This is a genomic window from Nocardia ignorata NBRC 108230 (genome assembly GCF_001612905.1).
In the GTDB taxonomy this organism is placed as follows: Bacteria; Actinomycetota; Actinomycetes; order Mycobacteriales; family Mycobacteriaceae; genus Nocardia; species Nocardia ignorata.
In genome coordinates this window covers 26,159-42,096 of the sequence record NZ_BDBI01000047.1, presented here as the reverse complement: position 1 = coordinate 42,096, position 15,938 = coordinate 26,159, and the positions used below count along the sequence as shown (strand labels likewise).

The window sequence follows — 15,938 nt, the reverse complement described above, 5'->3', positions numbered from 1 at the left end:
CCGGCATTCATCGTGATCCCTCGATGAACTGGTGGTCGGTCACGATGCGGCCGTCGGCGTCGAGGGCGAGCAGATCGAAGCCGCCGCCCTGGGCGGTGCCGTCGTCGCGACGGTTCATCGTCCACGCGACGCCGACGGTGCCCGCGGGCAGTTCCACGGCGGGCCCGGCCGCGGCGAAGACGGATTCGCCATCGGCCAGGAACATGTCGTAGGCGCGGGTGACCCGGCTGTCGAGTGCGTCGTAGCCGTGCACCGCGAGCGGCGGGGCCGGGATCGCGAGATCGGCTGCGGCCGCTCGCACCTCCGCCGGCGGGTCGACCAGGTACTGCGCACCGTCGACCGCGAACAGCTCCTCGACCATTTTGCGGCGGGTGGTGGGATCGGCTTCGTTCCAGAGGGCCACGTAGCGGGTGGCGATGTCGTTGTCGCTCATGGCGACAACTCTGTCGAGCCGGGCGGCGCGGCGCGATTCCCTGCGGGGAATGAACGACGGGCGCACCTCGGGGCCGCAGTTCATTCCCTCCTGGGAATGGCGCAGGGTACTCGTGCGCGGTTGACTCGCACCATGACGATCGCGCAGACCAGCACCGCCTTCGGACCGCAACTGCGGCGCTGGCGCACCCTGCGCCGGGTCAGCCAGCTCGACCTGGCGATTCGCGCCGAGACGAGTCAGCGCTACCTGAGCTTCCTCGAACAGGGCAGGTCCCAGCCGGGTCGAACGATGGTGGTGCGGCTGGCCGAATCACTCGAGCTGACCCTGCGTGATCGCAACAACCTGCTGCTGGCCGCCGGTTTCGCCCCGGTATTTCCAGAAAGCGATCTGGCCGCACCGGAGTTGGCGCCGGTACGGGAGGCGCTCACCGCTGTTCTCGACGGGCACCTGCCGTATCCGGCGCTGGTCGCCCGCCCACGCGGCGAACTGGTCACGGCCAATGCCGCGTTCGACCTGTTCACCGAGGGTGTGGCCGACCACCTGCTACGTGCGCCGATGAACGTGCTCCGGTTGGCGCTGCACCCCGACGGGGTCGCGCCGCGAGTGCGCAACCTGCCCGAATGGGGCAGGCACATCATCGACTCACTGCGCACCCGGGCCGCCCACACCCCCGACCCCGCCGTCGACGCGCTCATCGAGGAACTGTCAGGATACTTGCCGGCCGTCGCCGTTGGGCCCGATCACATCGGCTTCGCCGTCCCGCTGCACCTGCGCACCGACGGCGGTGACCTTCGCCTGATCACCACTCTCACCTCGTTCGCCACCGCGACCGATGTCACCCTCGCCGAGCTCCATCTCGAGGCGTTCCTGCCCGCAGACGAGGAGTCCGCCCGCATCCTGCGTCTGCGAGCATCACGGCGATGAAGCCACAGCGCCGCGCACGGATCAGGAAGCAGCCGAGGCTATTTCGCGCTGCACCGGCTCATCCCAGTCGATGCGATAGCGACGTTCGGCGCCCATCGTCTTCTCCGGGTTCATCACCGTCCGCACCATGAGCGGCATGACCGCGTTCATCACCTTGCGGGCGACCGGACCCGGCGTCTTGCTGCGATTGACCTTCGCGGCCCGGGCCGTGATGCCTTCCACCCGCGACCGCCGCAACTGTTCGTAGGCGGCGAAAGCGGCTGTGGGCGAGTCGATATCGCGGAGACAGCGGGCCAGTTGGACCGCACTCTCGATGGCCAGCGACGCGCCCTGGCCGGAACTGTTCGACGGCGCGTGCACCGAATCACCCACCAGGACCAGTCGATCGCGATACCAGTGCGGCACCGGCGGCATGATGTGCAGCGCACCGGTGATCTCGAGTGTGTCGGCCGTTGTGCGGCGGGCGAATTCACCGCCCGGTGTGTCGGGCGCGTACGTGTCGCGCAGGATCCGCAGCCAGTACTCGGGTGATTTCGCCCTTGCCTCGGTGAACGAAAGGTACTGCTTACTCGGCAGATTCGCGCCCCATGCGATCTGGCCGTCGGCCCCTTTCCAGTACAGGTAGTAGGCCTTGGCGCCGAAGGCGAACACCATGGTGTCGTCGGGAACGTCGATGTCGAAGTCGACCTGAGCCCCGAACCCGAGCATGCCGGTGTAGTGCGGACCGGGTGCGGACGGATCGATCAAACCCCGGACGGTGGAACGGATTCCGTCGGCGCCGACGAGGATATCGGCGGTCGCGCTCGACCCGTCGGCGAAGTGCGCGGTGACGCCGTCGTCGTGTTCGTCGACACCGATCAGGCGCTTGTCGTAGGTGAACGGCACCCCGGCGGCGACGGCATGGTCGTGCAGTGTGCGGTGCAGCTCGCCACGGTCGACCAGCTGCAACGGCGGTTGATCCGACAGCGTCGGAAGCTCGTGCATGCGGCCACCGACAAGCAGGCGCATCCCGGACACGGGTGAGGCGATGCGGCGCACCGGGTCACCGGCGCCGAGGATGTCGAGGGCGGCGATGCCGTTGGGTGCCAGCGCCAGCCCGGAGCCGATGCCCTCGGACGGGCCCGAATAGGCCTCGTAGACATGGGCGTCGATGCCAGCTTTACGCAGGGCGGTCGCGGCGACGGGTCCGGCGATGCCACCGCCGATGATCAGGGCGGAACGAATGGACATGGGTGATCTCCAGATCGGGATTTCCGACGTCACCCAGCTATCCTGTGGTTGCCAGCCTCGAGGCCGGGTGCGCCTGGTTTCGGGACGGTTCTCCGGGCTCGGTGGGGTGTTGCCGCACGCCACCGGGCTCGGGGTCTTCACATGCTGTGTTAGTCCTCGCTCCTCTCCGCCGGGGCTCTTCCGGCAGGCATGCCGTCGGCATGCCACTGCCGCCATTGGTCGAGCGCGTCGAACGTGCCTGCCACCAGCTCCTCGCGCAGCGCGCGCGCCCAGCGAGCCTCGGCTTCCAGCATCGCCAGGCCGTATTCGGTCTCGACGAGGAACAGGCGTGGCAGGCTGAGCGCGCCGAGGTCGCTTCTGATGCGGGCGATGGTTTCCTCGAGCCTGGCGACGCGGGTACCGAGCAGGTCGATCACCTCATCGGGCGGCAAAATCGCCAGGATCGATAGGCCCGCGGTGAACCGGTGGTGTTCGGGTTCGGGTTCGGCGAGGAGTTCGCGTGTCCAGTCGGCCATTTCGGCGCGGCCGGCGTCGGTGATCCGGTAGATCACCCGCTCGGGCCGCGCCCCCTCCTTCTCGCTGCCGACGACTTCGAGGAAACCGGCCTTGGCCATGTTCTGCACAACCGTGTACAGCGAACCCCACTTGATGTCCATGTCACGGTCTTTGCCCTGCGCGCGCAAGGTCGCGGCGATCTCGTAGCGGTGCATCGGGCGCTGCACGATGACCGAGAGCACGGCCAGGGCCAGCAGATTGTTCACCTTGCGCTTCGTCGCCACGGCCACCTCCTTACTCGTCTACGAATATACGTCTACGAGTAATCGGTGACAAGGCGTGGTCAACCGGAATAGACCTTGGCCCCCCGATCGCCGTCGACACCTTCGTCCAGGAGTTTCGCGGCGATCTTCGACAGTGCCTCGTCGAGCAAAGCCCGATCGGTGGGGTCCTCGCAGTTCCAGTCGTCGAGGCGGTCACCAAGCCAACGCCGCCACCCGGCGCGCAAGGTGTCGACCTCGGTGCGACCCGTGTCGGTGAGGGCGAGCGTGCCCGCCTCGGCGTGCAACAGTCCCGCGTCGGCCGCCTGCCGGAAGACCGGGGCGAGCACCTCGACCGGGAGCCGGTGCCGGTAGGCGATGCCGTACACGGTGGCGGGCATGTCCTGTTTGCCGTACAGGTACACCTGGCCCAACGCCCACGCGGTGTCCGGACTCAACCGGCTGCCCGAGGCGGCGATGAGTTCGGGAATGATCGGACCCTTCGCCCGCGCCTTGCGGACGGTCGCCGCGACCGAGCGTTCCAACTGCACCACCCGGTCGTGCGAGTCCGGCACCGAGAACCCCTCCCCCACATCGCCCGCGCCGTGGCGCGCGCTGTCGCGCAGCCGCACCTGCGGCAGGAACCAGGCGACGACGAAACCGAGCAGCGCCACGGGAACCACCCAGGCGAAGACATGGTCGATCGAGCGGGCGTAGGCGTCGACGATCGGCGCGGTCTGCTCGACGGGCAGCTCACGCAGCAGTTTCGGATCCGCCACCGCCTCGGGCGGGACGCCGGGTGCCGCCCGCATCGCCTCGGCGAGGGCGGTTTTGCTCTCGTTGCTGTAGAGCGTGCCGAACACCGCGGTGCCGAACGCGCTGCCGAGGGTGCGGAAGAAGGTGACACCGGAGGTCGCGGTGCCGAGGTCGGCGTAGGGCACGGTGTTCTGCACGACGATGGTGAGCACCTGCATGCCAAGCCCGAGACCCGCGCCGAGAATCAGCATGTACAGCGATTCCAGCCACACGCTGGTGTGCCGGTCCATCGTCGACATCAAACCGAGGCCCACGGCGAGCACGGCCATGCCCACGATCGGGAAATACCGGTACCGGCCGGTCTTGCCGACCACCTGGCCGGAGAAGATCGAGGTGATGAACAGGCCGACGACCAGCGGCAAGGTGCGCACACCCGACACCGTCGCCGACACACCGTCGACGTATTGCAGGTAGGCGGGCAGGTAGGTCATCGAGCCGAGCATGGCGAAACCGACGATGAAACTGAGCACCGAGGACACCGTGAACACCCGGCTGCGGAACAACCGCATCGGCAGCATCGGCTCCTTCGCCCGGTTCTCCACCCGCACGAACGCGGCGAGCAGCACGACGGCGAGCACGAACAGCCCGATGATCTGCCAGGAACCCCACGGATACTCGTTGCCACCGAATTCCAGGCCCAGGATCAGCGCCGACACACCGACGGCGACCAGGCCGATGCCGAGATAGTCGATCACCGGCCGGGTCCGGGCGGCGAGTTTGGGCAGCGTTCGCGCCGCCATCACCAGCATCACGACGACCACCGGGACGTTCACATAGAAACACCAGCGCCAGCTCGCGTGGTCGGTGAACAGCCCGCCGAGTGTGGGACCGAGAACCGTGGTGATGCCGAAGACCGCCCCGAGCGCACCCTGGTATTTGCCGCGTTCGCGCAGCGGAATGGTGTCGGCGATCAAGGCCATCGACGTGACCATCAACCCGCCCGCGCCGACGCCCTGGATACCGCGCGCGAGGATCAGCATCGGCATGCCGCCTGCCATGCCCGCCAGCGCGGAACCGGCGATGAAGATGATGCCGCTGATCTGGAACAGCAGTTTGCGGCCGAACAGGTCACCGAGTTTGCCCGCGAGCACGGTCGCGACGGCCTCGGCGAGCAGGTACGAGGTGACCACCCAGGCCATGTGCCCCGCGCTGCCGAGATCGGCGACGATCGAGGGCAGCGCGGCCGACACGATGGTCTGGTCGAGCGCGGCCATCAGCATGCCGAGCACCACCGTGGCGAATACGAGATTGATCTTGGTCTTGCTCATCGGCGCGACGGGCTCGTCTACAGCAACACCATCCGGCATGGCCCCAGTATGGGCGTTGCCGCGCCCGGCGAGAGCCCAGTGACACGGCAGCAATCGGAGGAGATATCTCAGCGCACGGCGTAGCTCGCCAGCCCCGGTTCGAGCGCGTCGAAGGCGACCTCGGCGTAATCGGTGAGGGCAGCGGCGATCTCGTCGCCCGACTCGCCCGCGAGGGTGCGACGCAGGATCTCCTCGAACAACACGCGATGCACGCCTGCCAGTTGTGCGGCGGCTACCCGAGGGGTGATGTCGTCGGGCGCGGCGGCGGTCTCCTCGGCGAGTGCGCGGGCCAGCGCCGCCTCCCGCTCGTCGTGGAACTCCCGTAACCGGGCGGTGAGGGCTTGACTGTCGGTGATCATCTTGGCGAACGGCGCGCCGCTGAAACCGATCACGGGGTCCTGGGCGGCCACGGCGGCGAGGTAGGCGCCGCGCAGAGCGGCCAGTGCGGACTGGCCGGAGGCGCGCTCGCGCACGATCGCGGCGAGCTGTTCGACGTAGGCCGAGCCGAGGTCGAGGGCCAGGTCCTCCTTGCGGGGGAAATAGTTGGTGACGGTCATCTTCGCCACGTCGGCGGCCGCGGCGATCTCGGCGATCGTCACCTTGTCGAAGCCGCGTTCGAGGAACAACTCCGTGGCCCGATGCGAGATCTGCTCCCTGGTCTGCTGCTTCTTCCTGGCCCGTAACCCCTGCTGCGTAGTCATGTCCTCAGCGTAACTGAACTCGTCCCAAAATTGTTCTTGACATATTTTTATGTTCGACCTAAGTTTGTGTTCGTCGCCGCGAGCGACATTCCTTCGCCGAACGGGAGCCTCCTTGACTGTCACCGCCGATCCCATCCGCGACTACCTCACCGCCATCAGCCGCACACCCCTGCTGACGGCCGAGCAGGAATACGCACTGGCCGCACGAATCGCCGCGGGTGTCGAGGCCCGCACAGAGCTCGACGAGAACGCTTCGGCGGGAGTCGAGCTCTCCGCGTCACGGCGGAAGGAGTTGCAGCGCACAGTGCTCGATGGTCAGCGCGCGAAAGACCATATGGTTCGGGCGAATCTGCGCCTGGTGGTGTCCATCGCCCGGCGCTTCCCGACCAACACCGGGATGTCGCTGCTCGATCTGATCCAGGAGGGCACCCTCGGGCTGATGCGCGCGGTGGACAAGTTCGACCACCGCCGCGGGCTCAAGTTGTCGACCTACGCCACCTACTGGATCCGCCAGTCCATCGGTCGCGCGCTCACCGACCAGGGGCGGACCATCCGGCTGCCGTCCAATGTGGCCGATGTCCTGCACAAAGTCGTGCGGGTGCGTCGCGAGCTGACCCACGAGCTCGGCCGGGCGGTCACCGCCGAGGAGATCGCGGAGCGGGCCGAACTCACCGTCGCCCAGGTGACGGCGGCCCTGCGCCACGAAGTGGAACCGGTGTCGCTGCAGACACCGCTCGGGGAGGACACCGAACTCGGCTCGGTACTGCCCGACACCGCGCCCCCACCTGCCGAGCTGGTCGCCGAGCGGATGCTCCGCGGGTATGTCGAGGCGGCGCTGGCCGGGCTCACCGAGCGTGAATCCGACGTCATCCGGCTGCGTTTCGGCCTCGATCGCGGTGAGGCCCGCACACTGGAGGAAGTGGGTTCGCAGCTGGGCGTCTCCCGGGAGCGGGCCCGGCAGATCGAGGCGAAGGCCATGACCAAGCTGCGCAGGCCCGCGTGTGCCCGTACGCTGGCCGGGTTGCTCGGCTGACCACTTCCGATCGATCTTACTCAAGAGTAAGGTCGGGGCATGGCATGGAAACCAGCTGACATCGCGGACCAGACCGGCCGCACCTTCGTGATCACCGGCGCCAACGGCGGCCTCGGCGCCGAGACCACGAAGGTGCTGGCCGCCAAGGGCGCCACCGTGATCATGGCCTGTCGCAACAAGGCCAAGGCCGAACCGATCGCCGCCGCCATCCCCGGCGACGTGCGGGTGGCCGCTCTCGATCTGGCCGACCTGGCCTCCGTGCGTGAATTCGCCGAGCAGCAGAGCGAATTCGATGTGCTCGTCAACAACGCGGGCCTGATGAACGTGCCGTTCTCACGGACGGCCGACGGATTCGAAACCCAGTTCGGGGTGAACCATCTGGGGCACTTCGCCCTCACCGGCCTGCTGCTCGACCGCGTCCGCGACCGGGTGGTGACCTTGGCCAGCATCGCCCACAAGCAGACCCCCAAGCTGTGGATCGACGACCTGAACTACGAGAACCGTCGCTACCAGCGCAATCTCGCCTACGCGCAGGCGAAGCTGGCCAACCTCATGTTCGCCCGTGAACTGCAGCGCCGCCTCGGCGAGGCGGGTGCGAAGCAGAAGTCCTACGCGGTGCACCCCGGAGTCTCGGCGACCGACCTGTTCGCCCGCACCGAAACCCTGCTCGACCGGGTGAGCAAGCCCGTCATCCGCCTCATCGGCCACCCGCCTGCCAAGGCCGCCCACTCCACCCTGTTCGCCGCGACCGAACCCGATGCCGATCCCACCGTCTACTGGGGTCCGAACCGGCTCATGCAGTCGCAGGGTCCGGTCGAGGCGTGCCCGTCGAGTTCGCTGTCGCGCAATCCCGAACTGTCACGGCGCCTCTGGGAGGAATCGGAGCGGATGACGGGCGTCGCCTACAAATTCTGAGCGACCTCGAGCACGATCTTGCCCCGCGTGCGCTGGGTGTCGGCGATCTCGTGCGCCTTGCTCGCCGACTCCAGCGGCACCACGGTGTCCACGTGCACACGCAGGGCGCCCTCGCGGGCCAGATCCGCGATCGCGAGCATGCCGGTGCGATCGGCCTCGACGATCATGAACTGGGCCCGCAACCCCAGCGGACGCGCGATGTCGGCGAGCGCGGCCTCGGCGGGTGAGGCGAGGGAGACCACGATGCCGCCCGGCCGGAGCGTGCGCAGCGAGCGTGGCCCGTATTCGCCGCCGATGGTGTCGACCACCACGTCGATCTCGCGGGCCACTTCCTCGAAAGCCGTTGTGGTGTAGTCGATCACCTCGTCGGCGCCCAGGCCGCGGACGAATTCGTGGTTGTCGCCGCGCGCCGTGCCGACCACATGGGCACCGCGCGCTTTCGCGATCTGCACCGCCGCCTGACCGACACCGCCCGCCGCGGCGTGGACCAGCACACGCTGTCCCGGCCGCACATCGGCGGTGTCGACCAGCGCCTGCCACGCGGTGAGTGCGACCAGCGGCAGCCCGCCCGCCTCGAGATGGCTCAGGTTCGTGGGCTTGTGGGCGAGATGGCGGGCCGGCGCGGTGACGTACTCGGCGTAGGTTGCGGCCGGGTGCGGGTGTCGTGGCATGCCGAACACCTCGTCGCCCGGGGCGAACAAGGTGACGCCGAGGCCCACCGCCTCGACGACACCGGACACATCCCAACCGAGCGGGGTGATCGCGCCCCGCAGCCCGCCAAGGGCGCGATGCCAGGAGTCGGTCGGGTTCACACCCGCCGCGTGTACCCGGATCAGCACTTCCGCCGGGCCGGGTTCCGGCCGGTCGACGTCGATCACCCGTAGCACCTCGGGTCCGCCGAAGGTGTCCTGTCCGATTGCCCGCATGTCGATTCCTTCTGTGCGCGTTGCCGTTTCCGTACGGGAACGACAATGCCGGGCGTCAAGGAAGCCGACGAGTGGCAGGGAAGCCAATATGTGCAAGGATCTTGCCATGCAGCGCGTGGTGGTTCTGGCCCTGGACGGCGTGTATCCCTTCGAACTCGGCATCCCGGCCCGCATCTTCGGGACGGCGGTCGCGGCGGACGGCAGCCCGCTCTACGAGATCCGCACCTGCAGCCTCGACGGTGCGCCGGTACGCACGAACGCCGACTTCACGATCGCGGTGGAGTGGGACAGCAGTGCGCTCGACGACGCCGACATCGTCGTCATCCCGCCGTTCAACGAATGCGACGATCACGCGAGCTATCGCCTACCCGAGAAGGTGGCCGACGCGTTGCGGCGCCCGCAGACCCGGGTGGTGAGCTTCTGTACCTCGGCCTTCGTACTGGCCACGCTCGGATTGCTCGACGGCAGACCCGCGACCACCCACTGGAACCAGGCCGAACGGTTCCGCCGCGAGTTCCCCCGGGTGCGCATGGACGCCGACGTGCTGTTCGTCGACGACGGGCGCATCCTCACCGCCGCGGGCAGCGCGGCGGGCATCGACCTGTGCCTGCACCTGCTGCGCAGCGACCACGGCAGCGCCGTCGCCAACCGGGTGGCGCGGCTGTGCATCGTGCCACCGTGGCGCGAGGGCGGTCAGGCCCAGTTCATCGATCGGCCGATGCCCGAATCGGGGACCGCGAGCACCGCCGATACCCGCGCCTGGGCGCTCACCCACCTCGACCGCCCCCTGTCACTGGCCGAACTCGCCGCCCACGCCCGGATGAGCGTGCGCACCTTCTGCCGCCGCTTCCGCGAGGAAACCGGCCTCCCGCCCGGCCAGTGGCTCACCCGCCAGCGCGTCGACCTGGCCCGTCACCTGCTCGAGGCCACCGACCTGCCCATCGACCGCGTCGCGGCCGAGTCCGGCCTCGGCACCGCCGCCTCCCTGCGCCAGCACCTCGCCACCACCATCGGCGTCTCCCCCACCACCTACCGCCACACCTTCCGCGCCGCGCAGCTGTGACGCCTGCCTCGACCGGGTTTGTGGGCCGCGACCTGCCCCTACGCAACGTGTAGTAGGCGGGTACCGTGGTTGTGTGTCTGATCGACCTTCCCGCCCGGCGTACAACCGGCCTGCGCTGATCGCGCTGGTCGTCGTGGTCGCGCTCGGCTGTCTCGCACTGGCCTGGTGGCAGTGGGAACGGTTCGATTCCGCGACCGGAACCGGGCAGAACCTCGGGTACGCGCTGCAGTGGCCGCTGTTCGCGGCGTTCGCGGTGTTCGCCTACGTCAGGTTCGTGCGTCTCGAGCGTGAGGCGGGCGAGCCCGCCGCGCCGCGCGCGAGCAAGGCCGAGGCGCCGCGCGAGATTCCGGCCGGAATCCTGCCGGAACGGCCCAAGGCCGCCGCCGCGGACGACCCGGAGACCGCCGCCTACAACCAGTACCTGGCGCGATTGCACGCCAGCGATATCGATGCGCAGACCCGCGCCGCCGGTCTGCACGCCCCTGAGAGGAACGCCGGGTGACCGACAACAACACCACCACCGCACCGTCGCTGGACAAACCGGCTACCGGCGCACCGGCGGGCAACGCCAAGATCGCCTCCGCGCTGCTGCGCTACCGTGCCCTCGCCTGGTTCACCGGTCTGTGGCTGCTGCTGCTCACCGCCGAGATGATCGCCCAGTACGGCTTCGGCATGGACACCCCGCGCTGGATCGCGCTCGTGCACGGCTGGGTGTACTTCGCCTACCTGCTGGTCACCGCCGACCTCGCGGTCAAGGTCCGCTGGCCCATCGCCCGCACCGTCGGCACCCTCATCGCGGGCACCATCCCCCTGCTCTCCTTCTTCGTCGAGCACCGCAACGCCAAAGACGTCAAAGCCCAGTACAACCTCTGAGGTTCCTGGACCCACGATCACCACGCCCTGGTGGCGGCATCGGCCGAGTGGCTTCCACCATCAGAGCGTGGTGATCTCGGAACTCAGGCCAGGGCCGCCAAGGCGGGGAGGAGCTGGGTGAGGGCGCGGCCTCGGTGGGAGGCGGCGTCTTTTTCCGCCGGGGTGAGGTCGGCGGCGCTGCGGGGGCCGCCGTCGGGGTGGAAGAGCGGGTCGTAGCCGAAGCCGCCCTCACCCTGTGGTTCGCGGGCGATGGTGCCGGGCCATTCGCCGCGGACCACCGTGGTGGTGCCGTCGGGCAGGACGAGGGCGCAGGTCGAGACGAAGCGGGCGGTGCGCCGTCCGTCGGGGACGTCGCCGAGCTGACCGAGCAGCAGGGCGTTGTTGGCCTCGTCGTCGCCGTGGCGGCCTGCCCAACGGGCCGACAGCACACCGGGCATCCCGTTGAGGGCATCCACCTCGATGCCGGAATCATCTGCCACACAGGGCAATCCGGTCGCGACAGCACCGTCACGCGCCTTGGCGATCGCGTTCTCCTCGAAGGTGGCGCCGATTTCGGGGGCCTCCTCGTAGGGCGGCACGTCGTCGAGGCTCACCAGTTCGATCCCGGCGACGCCCGCGTCGTCGAGGATGCGGCGCAATTCCTTCAGCTTCTTGGCATTTCGGCTGGCGACCAGCACGCGCGTGCCCACGGCTACTTCTTCCCCGCCGGTTCGGGCAGCTCACCCGGGTAGGGCAGGGCGAGGGCGGCCTTCTGGATCGCGAACAGCTCCTCGCAGCCGACCAGCGCCGAATCGAGCAGCTTGTCCAGGGTGGAGCGGGGGAAGGTGGCGCCTTCGCCGGTGCCCTGGATCTCGACGAGGGTTCCGGTGTCGGTGGCGACCACGTTCATGTCGACCTCGGCACGCGAATCCTCCTCGTACGGCAGGTCCAGGCGCACCCGGCCGTCGACGACGCCGACGCTCACCGCGGCGATCATGCACGAGATCGGCTGCGGGTCGGCCAGTTTGCCCGCGGCGGCCAGGTAGGTGACGGCGTCGCTCAGCGCGACGTAGGCGCCGGTGATGGCGGCGGTCCGGGTGCCGCCGTCGGCCTGCAGCACGTCGCAGTCCAGCGCGATGGTGTTCTCGCCGAGCGCGGCCAGGTCGATGCACGCGCGCAGCGAGCGGCCGATCAGCCTGCTGATCTCCTGGGTGCGGCCGCCGACCTTGCCCTTTACCGACTCACGCCCGCTGCGGGTGTGGGTGGCGGCGGGGAGCATCGCGTATTCGGCGGTTAGCCAGCCCAGGCCCGAGTCGCGCCGCCACGGCGGCACCCCCTCGGTGACGCTGGCGGTGCACATCACCCTGGTCTGCCCGAATTCCACCAGCACCGACCCGGCCGGGTGCGAGGTGAATCCTCGGGTGATCTTGACCTCGCGGAGTTCGTCATCCGCCCTACCATCGGCTCGTCTCGACACGGTAGGGATTATGCCCGTCGGCGTGCGTCCGTGTTCGCGGCCCCTCGTCGAGGTGCCGGGGCCGTGGCGCTACAGGTCGAAGGTCTCCCCCGGCGCGACCGCGTGGACCGGGCCCGCGAAGGCCGCTTTGGCCTCGGCGATGACGTCTTCGCGCGAGGTCCACGGCGGGATATGGGTGAGCAGCAGTTCCTTGGCGCCCGAGCGGGTGGCGATCTCGCCCGCCTCGGTGCCCGAAAGGTGAATGCCCGGAGGACGATTCGCGGGATCGTGGGTCCAGGACGCCTCGGCCATCAGCACGTCGGCACCCTGGGCGAGTTCGACGACGGCGTCGCACATGGCGGTGTCACCGGTGTAGACGAATACGCGGCCGCTCGCGGCGGTGATGCGCAGGCCGTAGGACTCCGGCGGGTGGTACATGCGGCGGGCTTCGACCGTGTGACCGGGGCCGAACGGAACGGGAACGTTCTCGGTCCACGCCTGGGAGTCGATCACGTCGGACCAGTCGTCGGTTTCGCCACCGATCTCGGCCGAGGCGTTGCCGATGCGTAAGGCAGCGTCGGACGGGCCACGGACCAGGGCCTTGCCGGTCGGCGGATTGGGGTGGTATCGACGCCACACGAGCAGGGCGGGCAGGTCGAGGCAGTGATCCGCGTGCAGATGCGTGAGGAAGATGTCGACATCGCCGGGGTTCAGGTGCTTCTGCAGTGCGCCGAACACGCCCGGCCCGAAGTCGATGACGGTCGGACGCATATCCGGGCCGGTCAACAGGTACCCCGACGCTGGGGAGTCCGGGCCGGACACACTGCCCGAGCACCCGAGGACGGTAAGGCGCATGCCCTCATGCTGCCACGACGGGCTGGTACTCACTGCAGGATCCCCCCATTCTCCAGACCGGATCCCCGGTTACCGCGTTGGTAGTGCGCGGCCGACCGATGCTTCACGGCGGCGTCGACGTTCATCACCAGAGAGTACCCAGCCCGCCAGCACTCCACCCACCGCCCCGAAAAGATGCCCCTGCCAAGAAATTCGGGGGTCCGTGGGCAGCACGCCCCACAGCATCGACCCGTAGATCAGGAAGATCACCAGCCCCACCACGATCTGCCCGACATTGCGCGCGAACCATCCCCGGCAGATCAGATAGGTGAGCCACCCGAAAACGATCGAGGACGCACCGATGTGCACGCTTCCGGTCTGCCCCGTCAGCCAGGTCCCCACCCCCGCGATCACCCAGATGATCGCCGTGGCGGCGACACCGCGCCCGATCCCCGAGAGCAACACGATGAACCCGAGCACGAGCAACGGCAGGCTGTTGGCCAGCAAATGGTCCCACCCACCGTGCAGCAGCGGCGCCCACAGAATCCCGTCGAGCCCACTCACCGCACGTGGTTCGATCCCCGCACCGTCGAGCTCGTTCGCGGCCCCAGGCGGCCGATCGTAGGAGAGCACCATATCGACGCCCTCGATGACGAACAGCGCCACCACGAACCCGACGATCCCCACCGCCGCCGACACCACCGACCCACCCCGACGCCCAGTTGAACCGCCACTGCGCAGTCCCCGAACACGCTCCGGATCGAACGAGGCCCCAACCCCACCGCTCACTGTCATCGCCTCCAAACGGCCGGGCCGACGTCGCCCACCCCACGAGGGTACCGCCGCACGCCCTTCGCGTTGCTCCGGTAGATCCCATCGAACGGACGGAAAGAGCCGGGCACGTTCACAAACGCACCCGGCTCCACACCTCATAGGGCTACGCCCAGAGCTGCCCTTCGAGCTTCTCCTCGGCCTCGTCGAGCGTCCCGTCGTAAGCCCCCGTCGACAGGTACTTCCAGCCACCGTCGGCAACCACGAACGCGATATCCGCCCGCCGCCCGGCCTTCTGCGCCTTCTTCGCGATCCCGAGCGCCGCGTGCAGGATCGCGCCGGTCGAAATGCCCGCGAAGATCCCTTCCTCGCCGACGAGTTCCCTGGTCCGCCGCACGGCGTCGTAGGGGCCGACGGAGAACCGGGTGGTGAGCACCTTCTCGTCGTAGAGCTCCGGAATGAAGCCTTCGTCGATGTTGCGCAGGCCGTAGACCAGCTCGCCGTAGCGCGGCTCGGCGGCGACGATCTCGATATCGGGCACCTGCTCACGCAGGTACCGACCAGTGCCCATCAGAGTGCCGGTGGTGCCGAGCCCCGCCACGAAATGCGTGATCTCGGGCAGGTCGGCCAGCAGTTCGGGCCCGGTGGTCTCGTAGTGCGCGAGCGCGTTGGCCGGATTGCCGTACTGGTACAGCATCACCCAATCGGGGTTCTCCTCGGCGATCTGCTTGGCAAGCGCCACAGCCTGATTCGACCCACCGGCGGCCGGGGAATCGATGATCTCGGCACCGAACATGGTGAGCAGCTGACGTCGCTCCACCGAGGTGTTCTCCGGCATCACGCAGACGATCCGGTACCCCTTGAGCTTGGCCGCCATGGCCAGCGAGATCCCGGTGTTGCCACTGGTGGGTTCCAGAATGGTGCAGCCGGGCGTGAGCCGCCCGTCGGCCTCGGCCTGTTCGATCATCCGCAACGCGGGGCGATCCTTGATCGACCCGGTGGGGTTGCGGTCCTCGAGCTTGGCCCACAGCCGGACGTGGTCGTCACCGTCCCACTGCGGTGAGAGGGTGCGCAGTCCGACGAGCGGCGTGTTGCCGAGGGTCGCGATCAGCGATTCGTAGCGGGCCACGAGGTCACGCGCCGCCGGCGACCGCGGGCAGGATGGTGACCGACGCTCCGGCGGGGACTTCCGCGTCGAGCCCGCCGGCGAAACGCACGTCCTCGTCGTCGACGTAGATGTTGACGTAGCGGTTCAGCTTGCCGTCCTTGAGCAGCCGCTCGGCCAGCCCGGGATGGTTGGCCTCGAGGTTGTCGATGAGCGCGGACAGGGTGTCTCCCTCGCCCTGGACTCGCTTCTCACCTCCGGTGAGACCACGCATGATGGTCGGGATGGACACGGTTACCGGCATGGGGACTCCTCGGGGTGGTGACTTGTTCTCGGGTTGTCAGGCGTCGTAGGACTCGACGATGCGCACCGGTTCCTCGGTGACCTCGCCGTCGACGATGCGGTAGCTGCGCAGTTCGTGCTCGTGCGGATCGCGGGTGGAGATCAGTACGTAGTGCGCGTCCGGTTCGCCGGCGTAGGAGATATCGGTGCGGCTCGGGTAGGCCTCGGTGGAGGTGTGCGAGTGGTACACGACGACGGGCACCTCGTCCGCGTCGTCCATCTCCCGCCATACCCGCAGTTGTTCCCCGGAATCGAACCGGTAGAACGTCGGGGAGCGTTCGGCGTTGATCATCGCGACGAAGCGTTCGGGGCGATCACTGCCTTCGGGGCCCGCGATCACACCGCAGGCCTCGTCGGGGTGGTCGGCGCGCGCGTGGGCAACCATCGCGTCAACGAGATCGGCTCTGATCACCAGCACTTGTCGACCCTTTCCACAATCCGGCACAACGCCCACACCCTATTCGGGTATTCCGCC

19 protein-coding genes are annotated in these 15,938 nt (G+C 68.5%); 6 read left to right on the top strand and 13 right to left on the bottom strand.

Annotation, left to right across the window (positions count from 1 at the left end):
• Nucleotides 1-7 precede the first annotated feature (7 nt).
• Nucleotides 8-433 carry a hypothetical protein gene (locus NI2_RS30880; protein WP_067498325.1) on the bottom strand — a complete coding sequence of 142 codons (426 nt, stop codon included), beginning with the start codon at nt 431-433 and terminating at the stop codon, nt 8-10.
• Between the two features lie 132 nt (nt 434-565).
• On the opposite strand from NI2_RS30880, the gene NI2_RS30875 reads away from it, so the two are divergent.
• Entirely contained in the window at nt 566-1,357 is a 792-nt protein-coding gene (locus NI2_RS30875; protein WP_067498322.1) for a helix-turn-helix domain-containing protein, read from the top strand.
• Between the two features lie 21 nt (nt 1,358-1,378).
• Here NI2_RS30875 and NI2_RS30870 read toward each other — a convergent pair whose 3' ends face one another.
• From NI2_RS30870 to NI2_RS30855, 4 genes are all read right to left on the bottom strand, one after another.
• Nucleotides 1,379-2,587 (bottom strand): FAD-dependent monooxygenase, encoded by a 1,209-nt coding sequence (locus NI2_RS30870; RefSeq protein WP_067498316.1) that lies wholly within the window; start codon nt 2,585-2,587, stop codon nt 1,379-1,381.
• A 149-nt stretch (nt 2,588-2,736) separates the two neighbouring features.
• A complete protein-coding gene (locus tag NI2_RS30865) occupies nt 2,737-3,366 on the bottom strand; it encodes a PadR family transcriptional regulator (protein ID WP_067498402.1) in 630 nt (209 codons plus the stop codon).
• A 59-nt stretch (nt 3,367-3,425) separates the two neighbouring features.
• Nucleotides 3,426-5,465, bottom strand: coding sequence for an MDR family MFS transporter (locus NI2_RS30860; RefSeq protein WP_243750146.1), 2,040 nt, complete (start codon nt 5,463-5,465; stop codon nt 3,426-3,428).
• Nucleotides 5,466-5,533: 68 nt separating this feature from the next.
• Nucleotides 5,534-6,166 (bottom strand): TetR/AcrR family transcriptional regulator, encoded by a 633-nt coding sequence (locus NI2_RS30855; protein WP_067498309.1) that lies wholly within the window; start codon nt 6,164-6,166, stop codon nt 5,534-5,536.
• Between the two features lie 112 nt (nt 6,167-6,278).
• Here NI2_RS30855 and NI2_RS30850 point away from each other — a divergent pair, with 112 nt between their 5' ends.
• Both NI2_RS30850 and NI2_RS30845 read left to right on the top strand, forming a co-directional pair.
• Nucleotides 6,279-7,199: a sigma-70 family RNA polymerase sigma factor gene (locus tag NI2_RS30850; RefSeq protein WP_067498305.1), complete on the top strand. Its 921-nt coding sequence runs from the start codon at nt 6,279-6,281 to the stop codon at nt 7,197-7,199.
• Between the two features lie 39 nt (nt 7,200-7,238).
• Nucleotides 7,239-8,114, top strand: coding sequence for an oxidoreductase (locus NI2_RS30845; protein ID WP_067498302.1), 876 nt, complete (start codon nt 7,239-7,241; stop codon nt 8,112-8,114).
• Here NI2_RS30845 and NI2_RS30840 read toward each other — a convergent pair.
• Entirely contained in the window at nt 8,102-9,040 is a 939-nt protein-coding gene (locus NI2_RS30840) for an NADP-dependent oxidoreductase (RefSeq protein WP_067498299.1), read from the bottom strand. The genes NI2_RS30845 and NI2_RS30840 overlap by 13 nt on opposite strands.
• 106 nt (nt 9,041-9,146) lie before the next feature.
• On the opposite strand from NI2_RS30840, the gene NI2_RS30835 reads away from it, so the two are divergent.
• From NI2_RS30835 to NI2_RS30825, 3 genes are all read left to right on the top strand, one after another.
• Nucleotides 9,147-10,103, top strand: coding sequence for a GlxA family transcriptional regulator (locus tag NI2_RS30835; RefSeq protein ID WP_067498398.1), 957 nt, complete (start codon nt 9,147-9,149; stop codon nt 10,101-10,103).
• 73 nt (nt 10,104-10,176) lie between these two features.
• Nucleotides 10,177-10,605, top strand: a complete 429-nt coding sequence (locus tag NI2_RS30830) for a transcriptional regulator (RefSeq protein WP_084477017.1) — start codon at nt 10,177-10,179, stop codon at nt 10,603-10,605.
• Nucleotides 10,602-10,976 carry a DUF3817 domain-containing protein gene (locus NI2_RS30825; RefSeq protein WP_084477015.1) on the top strand — a complete coding sequence of 125 codons (375 nt, stop codon included), beginning with the start codon at nt 10,602-10,604 and terminating at the stop codon, nt 10,974-10,976. Before NI2_RS30830 ends, NI2_RS30825 begins: the two co-directional genes overlap by 4 nt.
• Nucleotides 10,977-11,059: 83 nt before the next feature.
• Here the strand turns inward: NI2_RS30825 and rdgB are convergent, their stop codons facing one another.
• The 7 genes from rdgB to NI2_RS30790 form a co-directional block, all read right to left on the bottom strand.
• On the bottom strand, nt 11,060-11,665 hold the full coding sequence (gene rdgB / locus NI2_RS30820; protein ID WP_067498295.1) for an RdgB/HAM1 family non-canonical purine NTP pyrophosphatase: 606 nt from the start codon (nt 11,663-11,665) through the stop codon (nt 11,060-11,062).
• 2 nt (nt 11,666-11,667) lie between these two features.
• Entirely contained in the window at nt 11,668-12,432 is a 765-nt protein-coding gene (gene rph / locus NI2_RS30815; RefSeq protein WP_067498292.1) for a ribonuclease PH, read from the bottom strand.
• 69 nt (nt 12,433-12,501) lie between these two features.
• Entirely contained in the window at nt 12,502-13,266 is a 765-nt protein-coding gene (locus NI2_RS30810; RefSeq protein ID WP_067498289.1) for a cyclic nucleotide-degrading phosphodiesterase, read from the bottom strand.
• Nucleotides 13,267-13,335: 69 nt separating this feature from the next.
• The gene (locus NI2_RS30805) at nt 13,336-14,040 is read right to left on the bottom strand and encodes a rhomboid family intramembrane serine protease (RefSeq protein WP_084477013.1); all 705 of its coding nucleotides are present in this window, start codon (nt 14,038-14,040) and stop codon (nt 13,336-13,338) included.
• 142 nt (nt 14,041-14,182) lie between these two features.
• A complete protein-coding gene (locus NI2_RS30800) occupies nt 14,183-15,145 on the bottom strand; it encodes a PLP-dependent cysteine synthase family protein (protein WP_067498286.1) in 963 nt (320 codons plus the stop codon).
• Nucleotides 15,146-15,149: 4 nt separating this feature from the next.
• A complete protein-coding gene (locus NI2_RS30795) occupies nt 15,150-15,425 on the bottom strand; it encodes a MoaD/ThiS family protein (protein WP_067498283.1) in 276 nt (91 codons plus the stop codon).
• Between the two features lie 36 nt (nt 15,426-15,461).
• Complete coding sequence (locus NI2_RS30790) at nt 15,462-15,881, bottom strand: M67 family metallopeptidase (RefSeq protein ID WP_067498278.1); 420 nt, start codon at nt 15,879-15,881, stop codon at nt 15,462-15,464.
• Nucleotides 15,882-15,938 lie beyond the last annotated feature (57 nt).

Excerpts from the sequence above, each read along its gene's own strand:
- NI2_RS30880 (WP_067498325.1), bottom strand. The coding sequence starts at position 433 with ATGAGCGACAACGACATCGCCACCCGCTACGTGGCCCTCTGGAACGAA.
- NI2_RS30875 (WP_067498322.1), top strand. The coding sequence starts at position 566 with ATGACGATCGCGCAGACCAGCACCGCCTTCGGACCGCAACTGCGGCGC.
- NI2_RS30870 (WP_067498316.1), bottom strand. The coding sequence starts at position 2,587 with ATGTCCATTCGTTCCGCCCTGATCATCGGCGGTGGCATCGCCGGACCC.
- NI2_RS30860 (WP_243750146.1), bottom strand. The coding sequence starts at position 5,465 with ATGCCGGATGGTGTTGCTGTAGACGAGCCCGTCGCGCCGATGAGCAAG.
- NI2_RS30855 (WP_067498309.1), bottom strand. The coding sequence starts at position 6,166 with ATGACTACGCAGCAGGGGTTACGGGCCAGGAAGAAGCAGCAGACCAGG.
- NI2_RS30845 (WP_067498302.1), top strand. The coding sequence starts at position 7,239 with ATGGCATGGAAACCAGCTGACATCGCGGACCAGACCGGCCGCACCTTC.
- NI2_RS30840 (WP_067498299.1), bottom strand. The coding sequence starts at position 9,040 with ATGCGGGCAATCGGACAGGACACCTTCGGCGGACCCGAGGTGCTACGG.
- NI2_RS30835 (WP_067498398.1), top strand. The coding sequence starts at position 9,147 with ATGCAGCGCGTGGTGGTTCTGGCCCTGGACGGCGTGTATCCCTTCGAA.
- NI2_RS30810 (WP_067498289.1), bottom strand. The coding sequence starts at position 13,266 with ATGCGCCTTACCGTCCTCGGGTGCTCGGGCAGTGTGTCCGGCCCGGAC.
- NI2_RS30805 (WP_084477013.1), bottom strand. The coding sequence starts at position 14,040 with ATGACAGTGAGCGGTGGGGTTGGGGCCTCGTTCGATCCGGAGCGTGTT.
- NI2_RS30795 (WP_067498283.1), bottom strand. The coding sequence starts at position 15,425 with ATGCCGGTAACCGTGTCCATCCCGACCATCATGCGTGGTCTCACCGGA.